Raw genomic sequence first — 16,108 nt, forward strand, 5'->3', positions numbered from 1 at the left:
CAGGGCCAATATCCCACGAACTCACCCGAATGGGGTAATACGACCGGCCGTACCCCGCAGCTCCGCGCCGCGACGGGGTCTCGGACGAGGGAACACTAGGATGGGCGCCACCGTTATCGGCAATGACTACGGAATTCATGGTCGCAGGCGTGTCACGAGCAGCGTGGAGGCGGGAATGGCGACGGTGACCGGGAGTGGCGCCCAGCCGGGGCTCACGGACTGCAGCCCGGCGGCCGCGACAGCGCCCGCCCACCCCCCGCAGTCGGTGCTCACCGACGCGGGCGACCTGCTGCGTGCGCTGGCCGCACCGGTCCGGATCGCGATCGTGCTGCAGCTGCGGGCGGCCGACCGGTGTGTGCACGAGCTGGTGGACGCCCTCGACGTCGCCCAGCCGCTGATCAGCCAGCACCTGCGGGTGCTGAAGACGGCCGGGGTGGTCCAGGGCGAGCGCCGCGGCCGCGAGGTCGTCTACCGGCTCGCCGACGACCACCTGGCGCACATCGTGGTCGACGCCGTCGCCCACGTGCAGGAAGGAAAGTGATGAGCACCGCCGCGTCACGCAGCCAGGCCCCGGTCCCCGGGCGCCGATCCACCCGGCAGCGGTCCGCGGTCGTCGAGCTGCTGAGCACGATCGACGACTTCCGTTCGGCCCAGGAACTCCACGACGAGCTGCGCAAACGCGGCGACGGAATCGGCCTGACGACGGTGTACCGCACGCTGCAGTCGCTGTCGGAAGCGGGCGAGATCGACGTGCTGCGCACCGATTCGGGCGAGGCGATCTACCGGCGGTGTTCGGCGCACCACCACCATCACCTGGTGTGCCGCCTCTGCGGCCGCACGGTCGAGGTCGAGGGGCCGGCGGTGGAGCGCTGGGCGGAGAAGATCGCGGCCGAGCACGGTTTTTCGGAGATTTCGCACACGGTGGAGATCACCGGCACCTGCGCCGAGCACTAGTGCGGCGGGGTCGTCCCCTGCCGGTCCAGCGCGGTCTCTCCCGTGCACGTGAGTTCGCCGGGCTGGACCTGTGCCCACGAGGGACGCCACACCAGCGTGGTGCCGTTCACCCGTGAGCCCAGCAGGCAGTCGATCCCGCCGGTCGACCGATCGCCCGCCCGGTAGGCGACACCGACGTCGGCACCTCGCAAGGCGACGTCCTGCAGCGGCGCCCGGTCCGCGGTCTGCGTGTCGGGGTTGAACGGCCGCGGCGCCGGCATCGAGCGCGCCAACGCGGCGAGCACGTCGTTCTCGGTCACGGCCGCGGGAAGCCCGGTGAGCACGGTCTGCAGCGCCGGGTCGAAGCCTTCCGGCACTTCCCAGCGCGGGATCGGCGGCGGGTTCACCGGCGTCGCGCCCGCCGGGCAGTCCCGCCGGCTCGGTCCGCTCACCCAGCCGCGGAAGTTGAAGCCGACGTTGTAGCAGGCCGTCACCGGCTTCCGCGGGAACCACTCGTCCTGGGAACCGTCGTGGTGCACCCGGAACACGAGGTGCACCGTCGTGGCCTCCGGGTCGTCCGAAGGCGTGTCCCGCATTTCGACCACCGCGAAGTCCGGCGAACGGCCGAGATCGGTTTCGAGTGCCTTCCGCGCATACGCGGCGGCCGAAGTCTGCGGCGGGGAATCGATCTCCCGGGCCACCTGCTTGGCGTCCCGGTCGGTCTCCGTGTCCCCGGCCGCACACGCGACCAGCGCGGCCGCACACAGCACGGAAAGGCCAGCCACCCCGGCAATCCTCACCGGATCGAGAGTACGCGCACGACGGCGGCCGGATCCTCAGTATTCGTAAGGGTCTTTCGGGGCCGGCACGGTCGTCACCGAGGTGGGGGCGAAGTCCGGGGTGTAGCTGTTGTCCTTCGTGGCCGTGCCCGGGACCACCTCGCCCGTCACCTGGATCCACGCGTCGCTCGCCAGGTGGTCCGCTTCGCCGCCACGGAGGCGGACCGTCACCGGGAACGCGTCCGCCGCGCAGCAGCTGATCACCAAGCGGGCCAGCAACGTGCTGCCGTCGGTGTGGACCACGAATCCGGTCAGGGAAACGGTGCGGCCGTTCAACGTGCCTGCCGAGTCCCAGCCCGCGCGGCTGACGAACTCGTTGACCGGCAACGGCACCACGTTGCCCGCCGGCAGCGGCGGGAACGCAGCCGCGTTGGCCACCGCCGCGCTCGCCGGGACGCGGGCCTCCGTGCGGATCACCGAGTCCGCGCCCAGTGCCGGTGGCGCGACCAGGAACACCGCCAGCACCGGCACCAGCAGCAGCCACGCCGGACGCGCCGAGTGCGCGTGGCCTTCGTGCTCGTCGTGCTCCTCGTGCTCGTCCGGAACGGTCTTCCGCGACGCCACCAGGTCGCGGACGATCGCCACCGCGCCCAGCAGCACCATCACCGCGCCGCCCGTGATGATCCACGGCTGCTGCGCCGGCTTCACGTACCGCAGGTAGTCGCCGTTGACCGCGATCTTGACCAGCGCCCCGCCGAGCAGGATCAGCAGGATGTTCTGGGTTTCCCGTTTCACGCGACCCCCACCAGGAATCCGGCCCCGAGCGCGCAGGCCACCGCCACCACGAACGTCACCGGCGCGAACCGCACCGCGAACGACCGGCCGAACGTGCCGGCCTGCAACGCGAACAGCTTGACGTCGATTGCCGGGCCGACGACCAGGAACACCAGCTTCGGCAGCAGCGGCAACGCCGTCAGCGACGCCGCGACGAACGCGTCCGCCTCGCTGCACAGCGCCAGCACCACCGCCAGCACCGCCATCACCACCACGCCCAGCACGAGCTGGCCGCCCAGCACCCCGAACCACTTCGCCGGCACCAGGACGTTCAACGCCGACGAGATCAGCGCCCCCAGCACCAGGAAACCGCCCGCCTCGACCAGGTCCGTCCGCGCGGTCTCGGCGAACACCCGCCACCGCTGCCCGCCCGCCACATCCGGGAGGCGCCGGAGCGCGCGCGAAGCGATCCACTCGAGCTTGCCCCAGCGGGCCCACAGCCAGCCCATCACCATCGCCGTCGCCAACGAGCCGGCGAACCGCGCCAGCACCATCTCCGGCTTGCCCGGGAACGCGACCGCGGTCGCCACCAGCACCACCGGGTTCACCGCGGGCGCCGCGAGCAGGAACGTCAGCGCCGCGGCCGGCGCCACGCCCTGCCCCATCAGCCGCCGCGCCACCGGCACCGAAGCGCATTCACACCCCGGCAGCGCGACCCCGGCCAGCCCGGCGACGCCGACGGCCGCCCCGGCCCGGCGCGGCAGCACCTTCTGCAGCACGCGCGCGGGCACGAACGCGGCGATGGCCCCGCTGATCAGCACGCCCAGCACCAGGAACGGCAGCGCCTGCACGCAGACGGCGACGAACACGGTCGAGCCGGTCCGCAGCGCGGGCACGTCGAACAGCTGCTGCAGCCAGCCCTGGCCGAGGATCGCGATGAGCAGGATCGCGCACAGCACTTCGACCGAGCTGATCCGGAACCGGCGCGTGCGCCGGCCGGGCTCGGCCTCGGTGTCGGAAACGATGTTCACGACCGCGATGATGCCAGTACCGCCCGACACCGCGGGGGGCGCACGGCCCGCGAACGGAGGATCACGGTCCGTTTCGGTACCGAATCCTCCGTTCGCGGCGGAAAGTCCACCCCGGACGGGTCAGTCGCCGGGCACGATTCCGGGCAGATCGGTCCGCAGCTGCGAAGCCGTCGACACGACCAGCATCAGCAACGTCCCGAGGGCCGGCGAGTCCAGCCCGGCCGCCGGGAACGCGTACCGCAGCGTCACGTCAGCCCCGTTGTCCGAATGCCCGATCCCGAGTGTCCCGAACAACCCCTGCCCGGCCCGCTCGGCGACGGCGATCGACAGCTCCGGCGCGTCCGCGAGGTCCCAGCCGACCACGCAGGTCAGGGTGAGCACCGTGAGGCCCTCGCCGAGCCGGGTCGCCTGGATCACGCAGGGGACGCCACCGTGGGAGAACGTCAGCGCGCCGTCGTCGTCGACGTGGACCTCGAGGTAGCGCTCCAGGGCCTCCCGCGCCCGCGTCAGCAGCTCCGCGGTTTCGACTGCTTCCGTGGCGCTCACGAAGAAGCCGCCTGGTCGACGGCGCCGCCGAAGCGGCGATCCCGCTTCGCGAATTCCAGGCAGGCCCGCCACAGGTGGGTCCGGTCGAAGTCCGGGAAGAGCGTGTCCTGGTAGACCATCTCGGCGTAGGCCGACTGCCACAGCAGGAAGTTCGACGTCCGCTGCTCGCCCGAAGGCCGCAGGAACAGGTCCACGTCCGGCATGTCCGGCTGGTACAGGTACTTCCCGATGGTCTTCTCGTTGACCTTGTCGGGGTTCAGCTTCCCGGCCGCGACGTCCTGCGCGATCCGCTGCATCGCGTCGCCGAGCTCGGCGCGGCCGCCGTAGTTGACGCACATGGTCATGTTCAGCGCCGTGTTGTCCTTGGTCTTTTCCTCGGCCGCCTGCAGCTCCTTGATGACCGACGCCCACAGCTTCGGCCGCCGCCCCGCCCACCGGATGCGCACGCCGATCGAGCCCAGGTAGTCGACCTGGCGGCGGATGGTGTCGCGGTTGAAGCCCATCAGGAACCGCACCTCTTCGGGGCTGCGCTTCCAGTTCTCGGTCGAGAACGCGTACACCGACAGCCACTTGACGCCGAGCTCGACCGCTCCGCTGGCGACGTCGATCATCACCGCTTCGCCGCGCTTGTGCCCCTCGATCCGCGGCAGGCCGCGCTGGTTGGCCCAGCGGCCGTTGCCGTCCATGACCAGCGCGACGTGCTTCGGCACCAGTTCGCGCGGGATTTCCGGCGGTTTCGCGCCCGACGGGTGCGGATCCGGGGCCCGCAGCTCGTATCGCGACGCCTTGTTCTCGCGTCCCCTGCGCAGCACTGCGAGCCTCCCTGACTGGGTGAATCCGATCAGGCCCGACACTACTGCCCGGGCGGTACCTGGCTTTCGGGGGTGGCGGAGCCCCCGGCCCGGGGCGAAGCCCCGGATGTCACCACCTGCCCTTCGGGGGTCCGGGTGGCGGAGCCCCCGGCCCGGGGCGCAGCCCCGGATGTCACGTTCTCCCGGGGGCGTCGCTCGACCAGGGGCAGCGACCTCAGCTGCCGCTCCAGGTGCCACTGCAGGTGGGCCGCGACCAGCCCGCTCGCGTCGCGGCGGGTGCCGGGCAGGGTCGCCTCGGCCAGCGGCCATTCGCCGTGCAGCAGGGCGGTGAGCAGGGCCAGGACCTCGGGGGCGGGGTGCACGCAGCCGGCGATCCGGCAGTCCTGGCACATCGAGCCGCCCGCGGCGACGCTGAACGCCGTGTGCGGGCCGGGCAGGCCGCAGCGGGCGCATTCGGTGAGCGCGGGCGCCCAGCCGGCGTAGGACATCGCGCGGAGGAAGAACGCGTCGAGCACGAGGGAGGAGTCACGCGTCCCGTCGGCCAGCGCCCGCAGCGCGCCGACGACGAGGAGGTACAGCTTGAGCACCGGCTCGCCCTCTTCGGCCGAGAGCCGGTCCGCGGTTTCGGCGATCGCGCTGGCCGCGGTGTAGCTCTGGTAGTCGGCGACCAGCGGCAGCTGGAACGCGTCGACGGTCTCGACCTGGGTGATCACGTCGAGCGTCCGCCCGGTGTAGAACTGCACGTCGACGTGGCCGAACGGCTCCAGCCGGGCGCCGAAGCGCGACGAGGTGCGCCGCACGCCCTTCGCCACGGCGCGGACCTTGCCGTGCCGCCGGGTCAGCAGGGTGACGATCCGGTCGGCTTCACCCAGCTTGTGCGTGCGCAACACCACCCCGGTGTCGCGGTAGAGGTTCACCACCCCGACATCGTCCCACTCTCGGGCGATGCCGGGGTGGAGCGCCCCGCGGAAGCGCCGGTGTCAGGAGACGCCGTACGCGATCAGCGGGACCAGGAACGCGAACAGGAACAGGACGCAGCCGAGGCCGCCCAGGATGGAGGAGACCAGGCACAGCGTCTTGGTCGTGCGCGACGCCTGCTCCGCCATCATGTAGTTGCCCTGGATTTTGTACGTGCCGACCTCGTTGGACTTCATGATGGCGAAGATGCCGAGGATGAGGCCACCGAGGAACAGCGAGGCGATCGCCCAGCCCTTGTAGTCCTTGATCTGGTTGATGTCGCCACCACCGGGCATGCCGTAGCCGGGGGCACCATAACCGGGCGCGCCGAAGCCGCCGGTGGGCGGCTGTCCGTACGGCGCGGGCTGTCCGTACGGGGCGGGCTGACCATACGGCGCGGGCTGACCATACGGCGCCGGCTGGCCGTAGGGCGCGGGCACGCCGCCGGACGGCGGGCCGTAGCCAGGCTGCTGCGGCTGCTGGCCGTAGGGCTGCTGCTGGCCGTAGGGATTGGTCATGGCGTTGTACCCCAACTATTCGTGAACTTCCGCCGGGTGGCTCCGGCGGTGGCGCGGACGGACCGGACCGGTCAGCGCTGCTCGTTCGGCGGCTGGCCGAACTGGCCCGGCTGGATCTTCTGGGTCGCCTCGGGTTCGCCCGGTGCGTCCGGGCGCAGCATCTGGGTGCGCTCGGCCTGCTCGTCGAACGCGCTCCCGCCCCCGGTGCCCGGGCGCAGCATCTGGGTGCGCTCCGACTGCTCGTCGAAGGCGCCCCCGCCCGGCGGCGGCGCGAGCGGCTGTCCCGGCTGCTGCCCGAAGCCGCCCGGCTGCGGGGGCTGCGCGAAACCGCCGGAGGACGGCGGCTGGCCGAATCCGCCCGGCTGCGGCTGGCCGAAACCACCGGACTGCGGCTGCTGCGGGAAGCCACCGGAGGGCGGCTGGCCGAACTGACCGGGCTGGCCGGGCTGGCCGGGCTGCTGCCCCGGCGGCGGGAAGCCGCCGGCGAACCCCTGCGCGCTCTGCTGCGCACTCTGCTGGGCGAACGGCGCGCCCGCGTCGTCGGCGTTGATCACGACGGTGCCGACGATCTTGTCGGCGAGGGTCTGGCTCTTGTCGTCCCACAGCGGCCACAGCCAGCCGACGTAGCAGATGACGCTGTCGACGGCGTGGGCGAGATCGCGCAGGAACGCCATCCCGGGGCCGACCGGCTGCCCGGTGTCCTCGCGGACGAGCTTGATCTTAGCGATCCGCTTGCCGAGCGACTGCCCGGTGTTGCCCTGCTGGATCCACCGGTTGTAGATGGACCAGGCGATCCAGGCGAGCCAGCCGAGGCCGCCGATGGCCAGGATCGGGCCGGCTTTGCCGACGATCGCCGAGAACAGGCCGGCGACGATGTAGATCACGAGGATCGGGCTGAAGTCGATGAGCCAGCCGAGGGCACGCTGCCCCCAGCTCGCGTAGTTCCGCGGCGGTCCGAAGGGATTGCCCTGCTGGCCGAAGGGGGCGGGCTGGCCGTACGGCGCCTGCTGACCGTAGGGCGACTGTTGACCGTACGGCGCCTGTTGGCCGTAGGGCGACTGCTGCCCGTACGGCGGCTGCCCCGGCTGCGGCTGCCCCGGCTGCGGCTGGCCGAACGGCTGCTGGCCACCGGGCTGCTGCCCGAAGGACGGCTGCCCGTAGGGATCGGTCATTGGGTCTTCCCCTCGCTGGTCACTCCACCGCACGCCCCGTGCGGAACCATCGCGGATGTACGGCGCGGTCCGCGGGAGCGTACTCGGTTGACGATCGGCTTCGCCGCGCAGGCTTCAGCTGTCCGGGTGAATCCCATGCCCGTCCGACGCGGCCCGTCGCGGCCCGGTTCCCGGGCCGCCGGAGATCAGACGCGCAGGCCCGTGAACGGGGCGAACGGCAGGTTGCGAACGACGAACCAGATGACGAACACGGTCGAAAACACCAGCGGTGTCCACCGCCAGTGGAGCCAGCTGTTCATCGCGCGGCCGCGCAGGCGCCCGAGCGTCCACGCGACGGTGCTCCACACCAGCAGCAGCACGACGACCAGCGAGACGGCGTTGTAGTGCAAGGCCGCGGGGAGGTTGCCGTGCATCAGGCTGTAGGCCATCCGCATGCCGCCGCAGCCGGGGCAGTCGATGCCGAGCAGCGCCTTGGTCGGGCAGATCGGCAGGAAGCCGCCGGGCGTGGTCGGGTCGCCGATCCAGACGGCCGCGCAGCACACGCCGAGCCCCGCGACGACGGCCATCGGCGCGCCGAGCGCGCGCAGTTTGGCCTTGGCGCCGTGCGCGGGGTATCCCGTGTAGACGGTCGTCGTGGTCACGGCCGCCAGCCCGTCGAGAAGACGCCGATCCCCGCCAGCACGACGAAGAAGAGGACGTAGAGCAGCAGAAGGATCCCGATCGAGATGGCCGACCACATCGCCCACTTGCGGGCGTCGTTCGCGGCCTTCTGCGCCTCGGCGTGGAAGCCCTGGAACCAGAGCGTCTGCACCTGGCTGGACTTCACGATCGCGACCACACCCAGGGGCAGGCAGCACAGCACGGTGCTCAGGATGGCCCACACCATGTTGTTGTCCGGCGGCGGCCCGTAGTTCGGCGGCGGGTAGCCGTAGCCGTAGCCCGGCCCGCCCGGGGGCGGGTACGGCGGCGGGTACTGATCGGTCACCGGGTTCCTCCTGCTGCTCGCCTACGTCAGTATGACGGCGTGCTCGTGCCGAACTTGAGCGCACCCGCCATCAGCAGGATGATCCACAGCACGTTGACGACGACGCCGGCGACCGCGGCGATGATCGCCCACTTCTTGGCCGCGTTGGCGGCTTCCTGCGCGGCCGCGGTCTGGCCCTGCGCCCACAGGCTGTTCACCTTCGCGGCCTGCACGATCGACACGATGCCGAACGGGAGGCAGCACAGGATCGTGGTCAGGATCGCCCACACGAGGTTGTTGCTCGGGGGCGGGCCCGGCTGGTAGCCGCCCGGCTGCCCACCGGGGTAGTTCGGCTGCCCACCGGGGTAGTTCGGCTGGCCGCCGGGCTGGTTCGGCTGGTCGCCGGGGTAGTTGGGCATGCCCTGGCTGTCGCTCATGGTCGGTTGTTCCCCTTCGTCGTGCTCCACAGACGACCACCGGTTCCGCGCCCGCCCCGATCGGCCGCGATGTGGTCGAAGCCGCGACTGTAGGGGGCGAGATCATCGCGCGCCCCGCGTTTCGTCCCGCCGCGACCGAATCGAGACCAGGAATTCGGCGGCCGCTCTCCGGCCGGGCCGGGGAACTCCTCAGAAGCCGAGCCGGCGTAACTGACGGGGGTCGCGCTGCCACTCCTTGGCCACCTTGATGTGCAGGTCGAGGTAGACCTTCGAGCCGAGCAGCGCCTCGATGTTCTTGCGGGCGGCGGCGCCGACCTCGCGCAGCCGTTCGCCCTTGTGCCCGAGGATGATCCCCTTCTGGCTGGGCCGTTCCACGAACAGGAACGCGTGCACGTCGATGAGGTCGTCGCGGCCTTCGCGGGGCAGCATCTCCTCGACGGTGACGGCGATCGAGTGCGGCAGCTCGTCGCGGACGCCTTCCAGCGCCGCCTCGCGGATCAGCTCGGCGACCAGGGTCTGCTCGGGTTCGTCGGTGAGCTCGCCACCGGGGTAGAGCTGCGGCCCTTCGGGCAGCTTGCCGACGAGCAGGTCCGCGAGCGCGTCCACTTGGAACCCGTCCACTGCGGACACCGGGATCAGCTCGGCGAAGTCCATCACCTCCTGCAGCGCGAGCAGTTGCTCGGCGACCTGCTGGGGCTGGACGAGGTCGGTCTTGGTGACGATGCCGAGCACCGGGGTCCCCATACCATTTTTACGCAGCGCGATCTTCTGCAGCTCGGCGGCGATGAACTTGTCGCCGGGCCCGATCTTCTCGTTCGCCGGCACGCAGAAGCCGACGACGTCCACTTCGGACCACGTCGTGTGCACGATGTCGTTGAGCCGCTCGCCGAGCAAGGTGCGCGGGCGGTGCAGGCCGGGCGTGTCGATCAGGACGAGCTGGGCGTCCTCGCGGTGGACGATGCCGCGGATCGCGTGCCGGGTGGTCTGCGGCTTGCTGGAGGTGATCGCGACCTTGGTGCCGACGAGGGCGTTGGTCAGCGTCGACTTGCCGGCGTTGGGCCGGCCGACGAAGCAGGCGAAGCCGGAACGGTGCTCGGTCATCGCTCGCGCACCTCGAGCACCGTGCCGTCGGGGGCGGCGAGGATGATCGGCGCGTACTTCGCGATGTCGCGCACGGCGTGCACGGACGCGCCCTTGAGCAGTCCCTCTTCGCTGACGACGGCGGCGGCTTCGATGCCTTCGGCGCCGCTGGACAGCGCCGCGGCGACCGCGGCCTGCAGCGCGGTGAGCTTGAACGACGGCTGGTCGACCGTGCCCGCCGCGTAGGTGCGGCCATCGGTGTCGCGGACCGCGGCGCCTTCGGGGGCCTGGATGCGGGCGCGCGAGGACCGGGCGAGTACGACCAGCTTCTGGTCCTCCGCCTCGAGGTCAGGCATGTTCGACGCTCCTGTCGCGTTCGTCGGGGTGAGGCAGGCGCGTGCGGCGGCGCGTCCGGTCGACGGGGTCCGTCATCGCCTCCGCGTCGGCCGGGTGCACGACCACGGAGGTGATCCGCATGCGGCCGCGCCGGTCCTTGCCCCCTTCGGCGAACAGCCGAAGGCCGGCGACCTCGGCTTCGGCCCCCGGTAGCGGGACCCTACCCAGTCGTTCCGCGAGCAGCCCGCCCACGGTCTCCACGTCGTGGTCTTCGAGGTCGATGCCGAACAGTTCGCCCAGGTCGTCGATGCCCATCCGGGACGACACGCGGACGGCGCCGCCGTCGAGCTCCTCGACCTCGGGGCGTTCGTCGGCGTCGGATTCGTCGGTGATCTCGCCGACGATCTCTTCGAGGACGTCCTCGATGGTGAGCAGGCCCGCCGTGCCGCCGTATTCGTCGACGGCGATCGCCATGTGGTTGTGCGAGCGCTGCATTTCCTTGAGCAGCTCGTCGAGCCGTTTCGAGTCGGGGACGAAGGACGCCGGGTTCATCACCGAGTCGACGACCGTGCTCGGCCCGTCGGGGTCGAGGTAGCCGGCCATCAGGTCCTTGATGTTGACGACGCCGACGATGTCGTCGACGGACTCGTCGATCACCGGCAGCCGGGTGAACCCGGTGCGCAGGGCCAGCGCCAGTGCCTGGCGGACGGTTTTGGTGCGCTCGATCCAGACGATCTCGGTGCGCGGCACCATCACCTCGCGGGCGACGGTGTCACCGAGTTCGAACACCGAGTGGATCATCTCGCGTTCGGAGTCCTCGACGACGCCGCGCTCCTGGGCGAGGTCGACGAGCTCGCGCAGCTCGACTTCGGAGGTGAACGGGCCTTCGCGGAAGCCCTGGCCGGGGGTGATGGCGTTACCGATGAGGATGAGCAGCCGGGACAGCGGGCCGAGGACGGAGCCGAGGACGCGGACGGGCCCGGCGACGTAGCGGCCGATGCGGTAGGGGTGCTGGCGGCCGAGGGTGCGGGGCCCGACGCCGATGAGGACGTAGCTGACCACGACCATGACGACGGCGGTGACCAGCACGGCCAGGCCGAGCGGCGCCAGGCGGGTACCCACGAACACCGTGACGAGCACGGTGGCGGTGAGCTCGCAGCCCAGGCGGAGCAGGAGGAGCAGGTTGATGTGCCGTCGGCGTTCGGCGACGACGGCGGCGAGGTGGCGGGCGCCGGGGAGCCCGAGCCGGGCGAGGCCGTCGGCCCGGGCCTGCGACACGGTGCTGATCGCGGCGTCCGCCGCCGCGAACACGCCCGCCAGGAGGACGAGCGCGATCGCGAAGAAAAGCTGTTCCATGGCTGGTGCCTAGGGCGTTTCCCCGGCGGGTGGTTCGGCGGCGGCCGGCGCGGGGGCGTCGAGGCCGGCGATGCCGAGGACACGGTCGTCGGTGTTGCGCTGGGCGTCCCGCTTTTCGAGCGCGGCGACGGCATCCTGGTACTCGCCGAGGATGCGCTTCTGGAGGGCGAACATCTCGCGTTCCTCGGCGGGTTCGGCGTGGTCGTAGCCGAGGAGGTGGAGCACGCCGTGCACGGTGAGCAGGTGCAGCTCGTCGATCAGGGCGTGGCCCGCGGTCTTGGCCTGGTCCTTGGCGAACGCCGGGCAGAGCACGATGTCCCCGAGCAGTGCCGGCGACGCGTCGGGCGCGTCGGGGCGGCGGGAGGAGTCGAGCTCGTCCATCGGGAAGGCCATGACGTCGGTGGGGCCCGGGAGGTCCATCCAGCGTTCGTGCAGGTCTTCCATGACTTCGAGGGTGACGAGGAGGATGGACAGCTCGGCGAGCGGGCTGACCTCCATCTTGTCGAGGGCGTAGCGGGCGGCGGAGACGATGGACGTCTCGTCGACGTCGACGCCGGACTCGTTGGCGATCTCGATGCTCACCGCCGGTTGCCCTTCCAGCCGTCGTTCTGCTGCGCGTCCTGCACGGCCTGCCACTTCTCGTAGGCGTCGACGATGCTGGCGACGAGCCGGTGCCGGACGACGTCCTGGCTGGTGAGTTCGGCGAAGTGGAGGTCCTCGACGCCGGTGAGGATGTCGCGCACGACGCGCAGGCCGCTGCGCTGCCCGCTGGGCAGGTCGACCTGGGTGATGTCGCCGGTGACGACGATCTTGGACCCGAAGCCGAGCCGGGTGAGGAACATCTTCATCTGCTCGGGCGTGGTGTTCTGGGCCTCGTCGAGGATGATGAAGGCGTCGTTCAGCGTCCGGCCGCGCATGTAGGCGAGCGGCGCGATCTCGATGGTGCCGGCCTGCATCAGCCGCGGGATGGACTCCGGCTCGACCATGTCGTGCAGCGCGTCGTAGAGGGGCCGCAGGTACGGGTCGATCTTCTCGTTCAGGGTGCCGGGCAGGTAGCCGAGGCGCTCGCCGGCTTCGACGGCCGGGCGGGTCAGCACGATGCGGGTGACCTGCTTGGCCTGGAGGGCCTGGACGGCCTTCGCCATGGCGAGGTAGGTCTTGCCGGTGCCGGCGGGGCCGATGCCGAAGACGACGGTGTGCTTGTCGATGGCGTCGACGTACCGCTTCTGGTTGAGCGTCTTGGGCCGGATGGTCTTGCCGCGGCGGGAGACGATGTTGAGGCTGAGGACCTCGGCCGGCGAGGCGTCTCCGGTGGAGAGCATGCCGATGGTGCGCCGGACGGTGTCGGGCCCGACCTGCTGGCCGCCGGTGGCGAGCTGCACGAGCTCGGCGAAGACGCGTTCGGCGAACGCGACGTCGGCGGGGGTGCCGGTCAGGGTGACTTCGTTGCCGCGTACGTGCACGTCAGCGGCAAGGAGCTCCTCGGCGACGCGCAGGTTCTCGTCGCGGGAGCCGAGCAGGCTGAGAGCGGCAGCGTCAGGGATGGGGAACCGGGACTGAGCCGCCTGGACGGCCGCATCCTCGGTCTTGGCGACGTCCCCCGGGACGTCGGGTCGGGCGGCTCCACCCGGTACGGTTCCGGCCACGTGGCCTCAGGCCTGCTTTCTCGGTGAGGGACTACGGACCCCACCGATGCTACTGGCACCCACCGACAGAACGCAGACGGGTTTCGCCTAGTCCTGCTCGGGAGCCCCGAACAACCCCAGCGGCTCCCCGCCCAGGACGTGGGCATGGACGTGGAAGACGGTCTGCCCGGCATCCCCATCGGTGTTGAAGACGACCCGATACCCGCTCTCGACGATCCCCTCGAGTTCGGCAACCTGACGAGCGGCCGCAACGACATCACTCAGCAGCTGCGGATCCGCGGCGGCAAGCTCCGCAACATTCCGGTACCGCTTCCGGGGCACAACGAGCACGTGAACCCGAGCCTGCGGCCGAACATCCCGAAACGCAAAGGTGGTCTCATCCTGATACACGACATCAGCAGGGATCTCCCCACCAACGATCCGTTCGAAGAGAGTCTCAGCATCATTACCGCTCATGCGAGCACCCTACCGAGAGCCGCCTTCACCCACCGGCCCCCAACGAAACTCGCGGGGTCCGGGGCTTGCCCCGGCTGGGGGTCTGGGGGTTTGACCCCCAGAAAACACAACGAAACCAAACCGCGGCTCGACAGCGAGCGAAGCGAGCAGAGAGATGCCGCGGTGGCGGTGAAGCCTGGGGGTCGCCTCACCGCGACCGCGGCGGCCGCCGGACCGAGGGGGGAGGTGCCCGGCGGAGTCTGTGTCTTCCCAGTGGCGCACCTGAACTTTGGGTGGCGCGTTAATAGACGAGAGTAACGGGTCGGAGCGTGATCGCGCCATAACTGGGCGCAAAAATATGCCCTTTTCGCCGTGAACTACTGCCAACGGGTGGTGAGTGCGCCGAGGGCGCCGAGGGCCACGGCGGCGGCGGTGGAGGTCCGCAGGACCGTGGTCCCGAGGCGAACGGCCCGCGCTCCCGCGTCCCGAAGCAGGCGAAGTTCCTCGTCGGTGATCCCGCCCTCCGGCCCCACGACGAGCAGCACGTCCCCGGCGTCGGGTAGCGGCAGGTCGGTGAGCCGCTCGGGGACGTCGGATTCCAGCACGATGGCCAGGGACATCGTCGCCACGAGCCCGGCCAGCTCGCCCGTGGTCACCGGTTCGGCGACCTCCGGCACGTGCGCCCGCCGGGCCTGCTTCGCGGCCGCACGAGCAGTGGCCCGCCACCGCGCGAGCGCCTTCTCCCCGCGCCCGCCGTCTTCCCACTTCGCGACGCTCCGGGCCGCTCGCCACGGGACGATCGCGTCGGCTCCGGCCTCGGTGGCGAGTTCGACGGCGAGCTCGCCGCGGTCGCCTTTGGCCAGCGCCTGCGCGACCAGCACGCGCAGGCCGGGCGGCTCCTCGGTCCAGTGCTCCTCGACCGCCAGGGTCAGCAGCGGCTCCCGCCCGGCCTGGACGCCTTCGACGACGCACCGGGCCATCGCCCCGGCGCCGTCGGAGAGGACCAGCCGCTCCCCCGCCCGCAGGCGGCGGACGGTGGCCGCGTGCCGGGCTTCCTCGCCGTCGAGGATCGCGCGGCCCGAGGCCGGCACCGACGCGGCGAGGAAGACCGGCAGGGTGGTGTCGGGCACGGGTCAGCGGTGGTTCTTGGCGCGGAGCTTGGAGAACAGCCCGCCGTGTTTGGTGCCGTTGGACGCCAGTGTCGGGACCTCTTCGCCGCGCTGCTGGGCCAGCTCGACGAGGAGTTCGCGCTGGGCTTCGTCGAGCTTGGTCGGGACCACGACGTCGATGTGGACGTGCAGGTCGCCGCGGCCGTCGACGCGGCCGGAGGACCGCAGCCGCGGCATGCCCTTGCCGGTCAGCACGAGCTCGGCGTTGGGCTGGGTGCCCGGCTCGATGTCGAGTTCGTAGTCGCCGTCGACGAGGGTCGAGATCGGCACCGTGGCGCCGAGCGCGGCCGTGGTCATCGGGATGCGGAAGTTGCAGTGCAGGTCGTGGCCCTGCCGGACGAAGACCTCGTGCGGGGTCTCGTCGATCTCGACGTACAGGTCACCGGCCGGGCCGCCGCCGGGGCCGACCTCGCCCTGGCCGGACAGCCGGATGCGCATGCCGTCGCCGACGCCCGGCGGGATCTTGGCGGTGACGTTGCGGCGGGCCCGGATGCGGCCGTCGCCGCCGCACTGGCGGCAGGGGTCGGGGATGACCTCGCCGAAGCCGCGGCAGACCGGGCAGGGGCGGGCGGTGACGACCTGGCCGAGGAACGACCGCTGGACGGACTGGACCTCGCCGGCGCCGCCGCAGGTGTCGCACGTCTTGACCGAGGTGCCCTCGCTGGTGCCCGCACCGCGGCAGAGGTCGCAGACGATCGCCGTGTCGACGGCGATCTCCTTGTCGACCCCGGTGGCGCACTCCTCGAGGGACAGGCCGAGCCGGATCAGCGCGTCGGAGCCGGGCTGGACGCGGCTGCGCGGGCCGCGCCCGCGGCCACCACCCCCGCCGGCCGCGCCGAAGAAGGCGTCCATGATGTCGCCCAGGCCGCCGAAGCCGGCGAACGGGTCGCCGCCGCCACCGCCGCCGCGCGCGCCGCCGTCCATCGGGTCGCCGCCGAGGTCGACGATCTTGCGCTTCTGCGGGTCGGACAGCACCTCGTAGGCCGTCGTGACCTCGCCGAACTTGTGCTGCGCGTCTTCCGACGGGTTGACGTCGGGGTGCAGCTCCCGGGCCAGCTTCCGGTACGCGCGCTTGATGTCCTGATCGCTCGCGTTCTTGGCCACCCCGAGGATGCCGTAGTAGTCCCTCGCCACCGTCTCTGCTTCTCCTTCTGCTCTGCCCG

21 protein-coding genes are annotated in these 16,108 nt (G+C 71.3%); 2 read left to right on the forward strand and 19 right to left on the reverse strand.

Going from position 1 to position 16,108, the window contains the following annotated elements:
* The first annotated feature begins 175 nt into the window (after positions 1 to 175).
* Entirely contained in the window at positions 176 to 541 is a 366-nt protein-coding gene (locus tag ISP_RS33905; protein ID WP_013228383.1) for an ArsR/SmtB family transcription factor, read from the forward strand.
* A complete protein-coding gene (locus ISP_RS33910) occupies positions 541 to 954 on the forward strand; it encodes a Fur family transcriptional regulator (protein WP_013228384.1) in 414 nt (137 codons plus the stop codon). The genes ISP_RS33905 and ISP_RS33910 overlap by 1 nt, the downstream gene beginning before the upstream one ends.
* Here the strand turns inward: ISP_RS33910 and ISP_RS33915 are convergent.
* From ISP_RS33915 to dnaJ, 19 genes are all read right to left on the reverse strand, one after another.
* Complete coding sequence (locus ISP_RS33915; RefSeq protein WP_013228385.1) at positions 951 to 1,718, reverse strand: hypothetical protein; 768 nt, start codon at positions 1,716 to 1,718, stop codon at positions 951 to 953. The two genes, ISP_RS33910 and ISP_RS33915, sit on opposite strands and share 4 nt — an antisense overlap.
* A gap of 51 nt (positions 1,719 to 1,769) precedes the next feature.
* Entirely contained in the window at positions 1,770 to 2,507 is a 738-nt protein-coding gene (locus ISP_RS33920; RefSeq protein WP_013228386.1) for a TIGR03943 family putative permease subunit, read from the reverse strand.
* On the reverse strand, positions 2,504 to 3,511 hold the full coding sequence (locus ISP_RS33925; protein ID WP_161790917.1) for a permease: 1,008 nt from the start codon (positions 3,509 to 3,511) through the stop codon (positions 2,504 to 2,506). Before ISP_RS33925 ends, ISP_RS33920 begins: the two co-directional genes overlap by 4 nt.
* 126 nt (positions 3,512 to 3,637) lie before the next feature.
* Positions 3,638 to 4,063, reverse strand: coding sequence for a hypothetical protein (locus ISP_RS33930; protein WP_013228388.1), 426 nt, complete (start codon positions 4,061 to 4,063; stop codon positions 3,638 to 3,640).
* Complete coding sequence (locus ISP_RS33935) at positions 4,060 to 4,875, reverse strand: isoprenyl transferase (protein WP_013228389.1); 816 nt, start codon at positions 4,873 to 4,875, stop codon at positions 4,060 to 4,062. Before ISP_RS33935 ends, ISP_RS33930 begins: the two co-directional genes overlap by 4 nt.
* Before the next feature lie 41 nt (positions 4,876 to 4,916).
* The gene (recO, locus tag ISP_RS33940; protein ID WP_013228390.1) at positions 4,917 to 5,795 is read right to left on the reverse strand and encodes a DNA repair protein RecO; all 879 of its coding nucleotides are present in this window, start codon (positions 5,793 to 5,795) and stop codon (positions 4,917 to 4,919) included.
* 60 nt (positions 5,796 to 5,855) lie between these two features.
* On the reverse strand, positions 5,856 to 6,350 hold the full coding sequence (locus tag ISP_RS33945) for a CD225/dispanin family protein (RefSeq protein WP_176742056.1): 495 nt from the start codon (positions 6,348 to 6,350) through the stop codon (positions 5,856 to 5,858).
* Between the two features lie 71 nt (positions 6,351 to 6,421).
* Positions 6,422 to 7,522, reverse strand: coding sequence for an RDD family protein (locus ISP_RS33950; protein ID WP_013228392.1), 1,101 nt, complete (start codon positions 7,520 to 7,522; stop codon positions 6,422 to 6,424).
* Between the two features lie 185 nt (positions 7,523 to 7,707).
* Positions 7,708 to 8,163 carry a DUF2752 domain-containing protein gene (locus ISP_RS33955; RefSeq protein ID WP_013228393.1) on the reverse strand — a complete coding sequence of 152 codons (456 nt, stop codon included), beginning with the start codon at positions 8,161 to 8,163 and terminating at the stop codon, positions 7,708 to 7,710.
* On the reverse strand, positions 8,160 to 8,507 hold the full coding sequence (locus tag ISP_RS33960; protein ID WP_013228394.1) for a CD225/dispanin family protein: 348 nt from the start codon (positions 8,505 to 8,507) through the stop codon (positions 8,160 to 8,162). The genes ISP_RS33955 and ISP_RS33960 overlap by 4 nt, the downstream gene beginning before the upstream one ends.
* Positions 8,508 to 8,533: 26 nt before the next feature.
* Positions 8,534 to 8,923: a CD225/dispanin family protein gene (locus ISP_RS33965; protein ID WP_013228395.1), complete on the reverse strand. Its 390-nt coding sequence runs from the start codon at positions 8,921 to 8,923 to the stop codon at positions 8,534 to 8,536.
* A 189-nt stretch (positions 8,924 to 9,112) separates the two neighbouring features.
* Positions 9,113 to 10,024 carry a GTPase Era gene (gene era / locus ISP_RS33970; RefSeq protein ID WP_013228396.1) on the reverse strand — a complete coding sequence of 304 codons (912 nt, stop codon included), beginning with the start codon at positions 10,022 to 10,024 and terminating at the stop codon, positions 9,113 to 9,115.
* Positions 10,021 to 10,359, reverse strand: a complete 339-nt coding sequence (locus tag ISP_RS33975) for a hypothetical protein (protein ID WP_013228397.1) — start codon at positions 10,357 to 10,359, stop codon at positions 10,021 to 10,023. Before ISP_RS33975 ends, era begins: the two co-directional genes overlap by 4 nt.
* Positions 10,352 to 11,695, reverse strand: coding sequence for a hemolysin family protein (locus ISP_RS33980; RefSeq protein WP_013228398.1), 1,344 nt, complete (start codon positions 11,693 to 11,695; stop codon positions 10,352 to 10,354). The genes ISP_RS33975 and ISP_RS33980 overlap by 8 nt, the downstream gene beginning before the upstream one ends.
* 9 nt (positions 11,696 to 11,704) lie before the next feature.
* A complete protein-coding gene (ybeY, locus tag ISP_RS33985) occupies positions 11,705 to 12,277 on the reverse strand; it encodes an rRNA maturation RNase YbeY (RefSeq protein ID WP_013228399.1) in 573 nt (190 codons plus the stop codon).
* Complete coding sequence (locus ISP_RS33990; RefSeq protein ID WP_013228400.1) at positions 12,274 to 13,341, reverse strand: PhoH family protein; 1,068 nt, start codon at positions 13,339 to 13,341, stop codon at positions 12,274 to 12,276. The genes ybeY and ISP_RS33990 overlap by 4 nt, the downstream gene beginning before the upstream one ends.
* A gap of 87 nt (positions 13,342 to 13,428) precedes the next feature.
* Positions 13,429 to 13,797, reverse strand: a complete 369-nt coding sequence (locus ISP_RS33995) for a histidine triad nucleotide-binding protein (RefSeq protein WP_013228401.1) — start codon at positions 13,795 to 13,797, stop codon at positions 13,429 to 13,431.
* Between the two features lie 356 nt (positions 13,798 to 14,153).
* Complete coding sequence (locus ISP_RS34000; RefSeq protein ID WP_013228402.1) at positions 14,154 to 14,906, reverse strand: 16S rRNA (uracil(1498)-N(3))-methyltransferase; 753 nt, start codon at positions 14,904 to 14,906, stop codon at positions 14,154 to 14,156.
* A 3-nt stretch (positions 14,907 to 14,909) separates the two neighbouring features.
* A complete protein-coding gene (gene dnaJ, locus ISP_RS34005) occupies positions 14,910 to 16,079 on the reverse strand; it encodes a molecular chaperone DnaJ (RefSeq protein ID WP_013228403.1) in 1,170 nt (389 codons plus the stop codon).
* Positions 16,080 to 16,108 lie beyond the last annotated feature (29 nt).

The sequence above is a fragment of the Amycolatopsis mediterranei genome (assembly GCF_026017845.1).
Lineage (GTDB): Bacteria > Actinomycetota > Actinomycetes > Mycobacteriales > Pseudonocardiaceae > Amycolatopsis > Amycolatopsis mediterranei.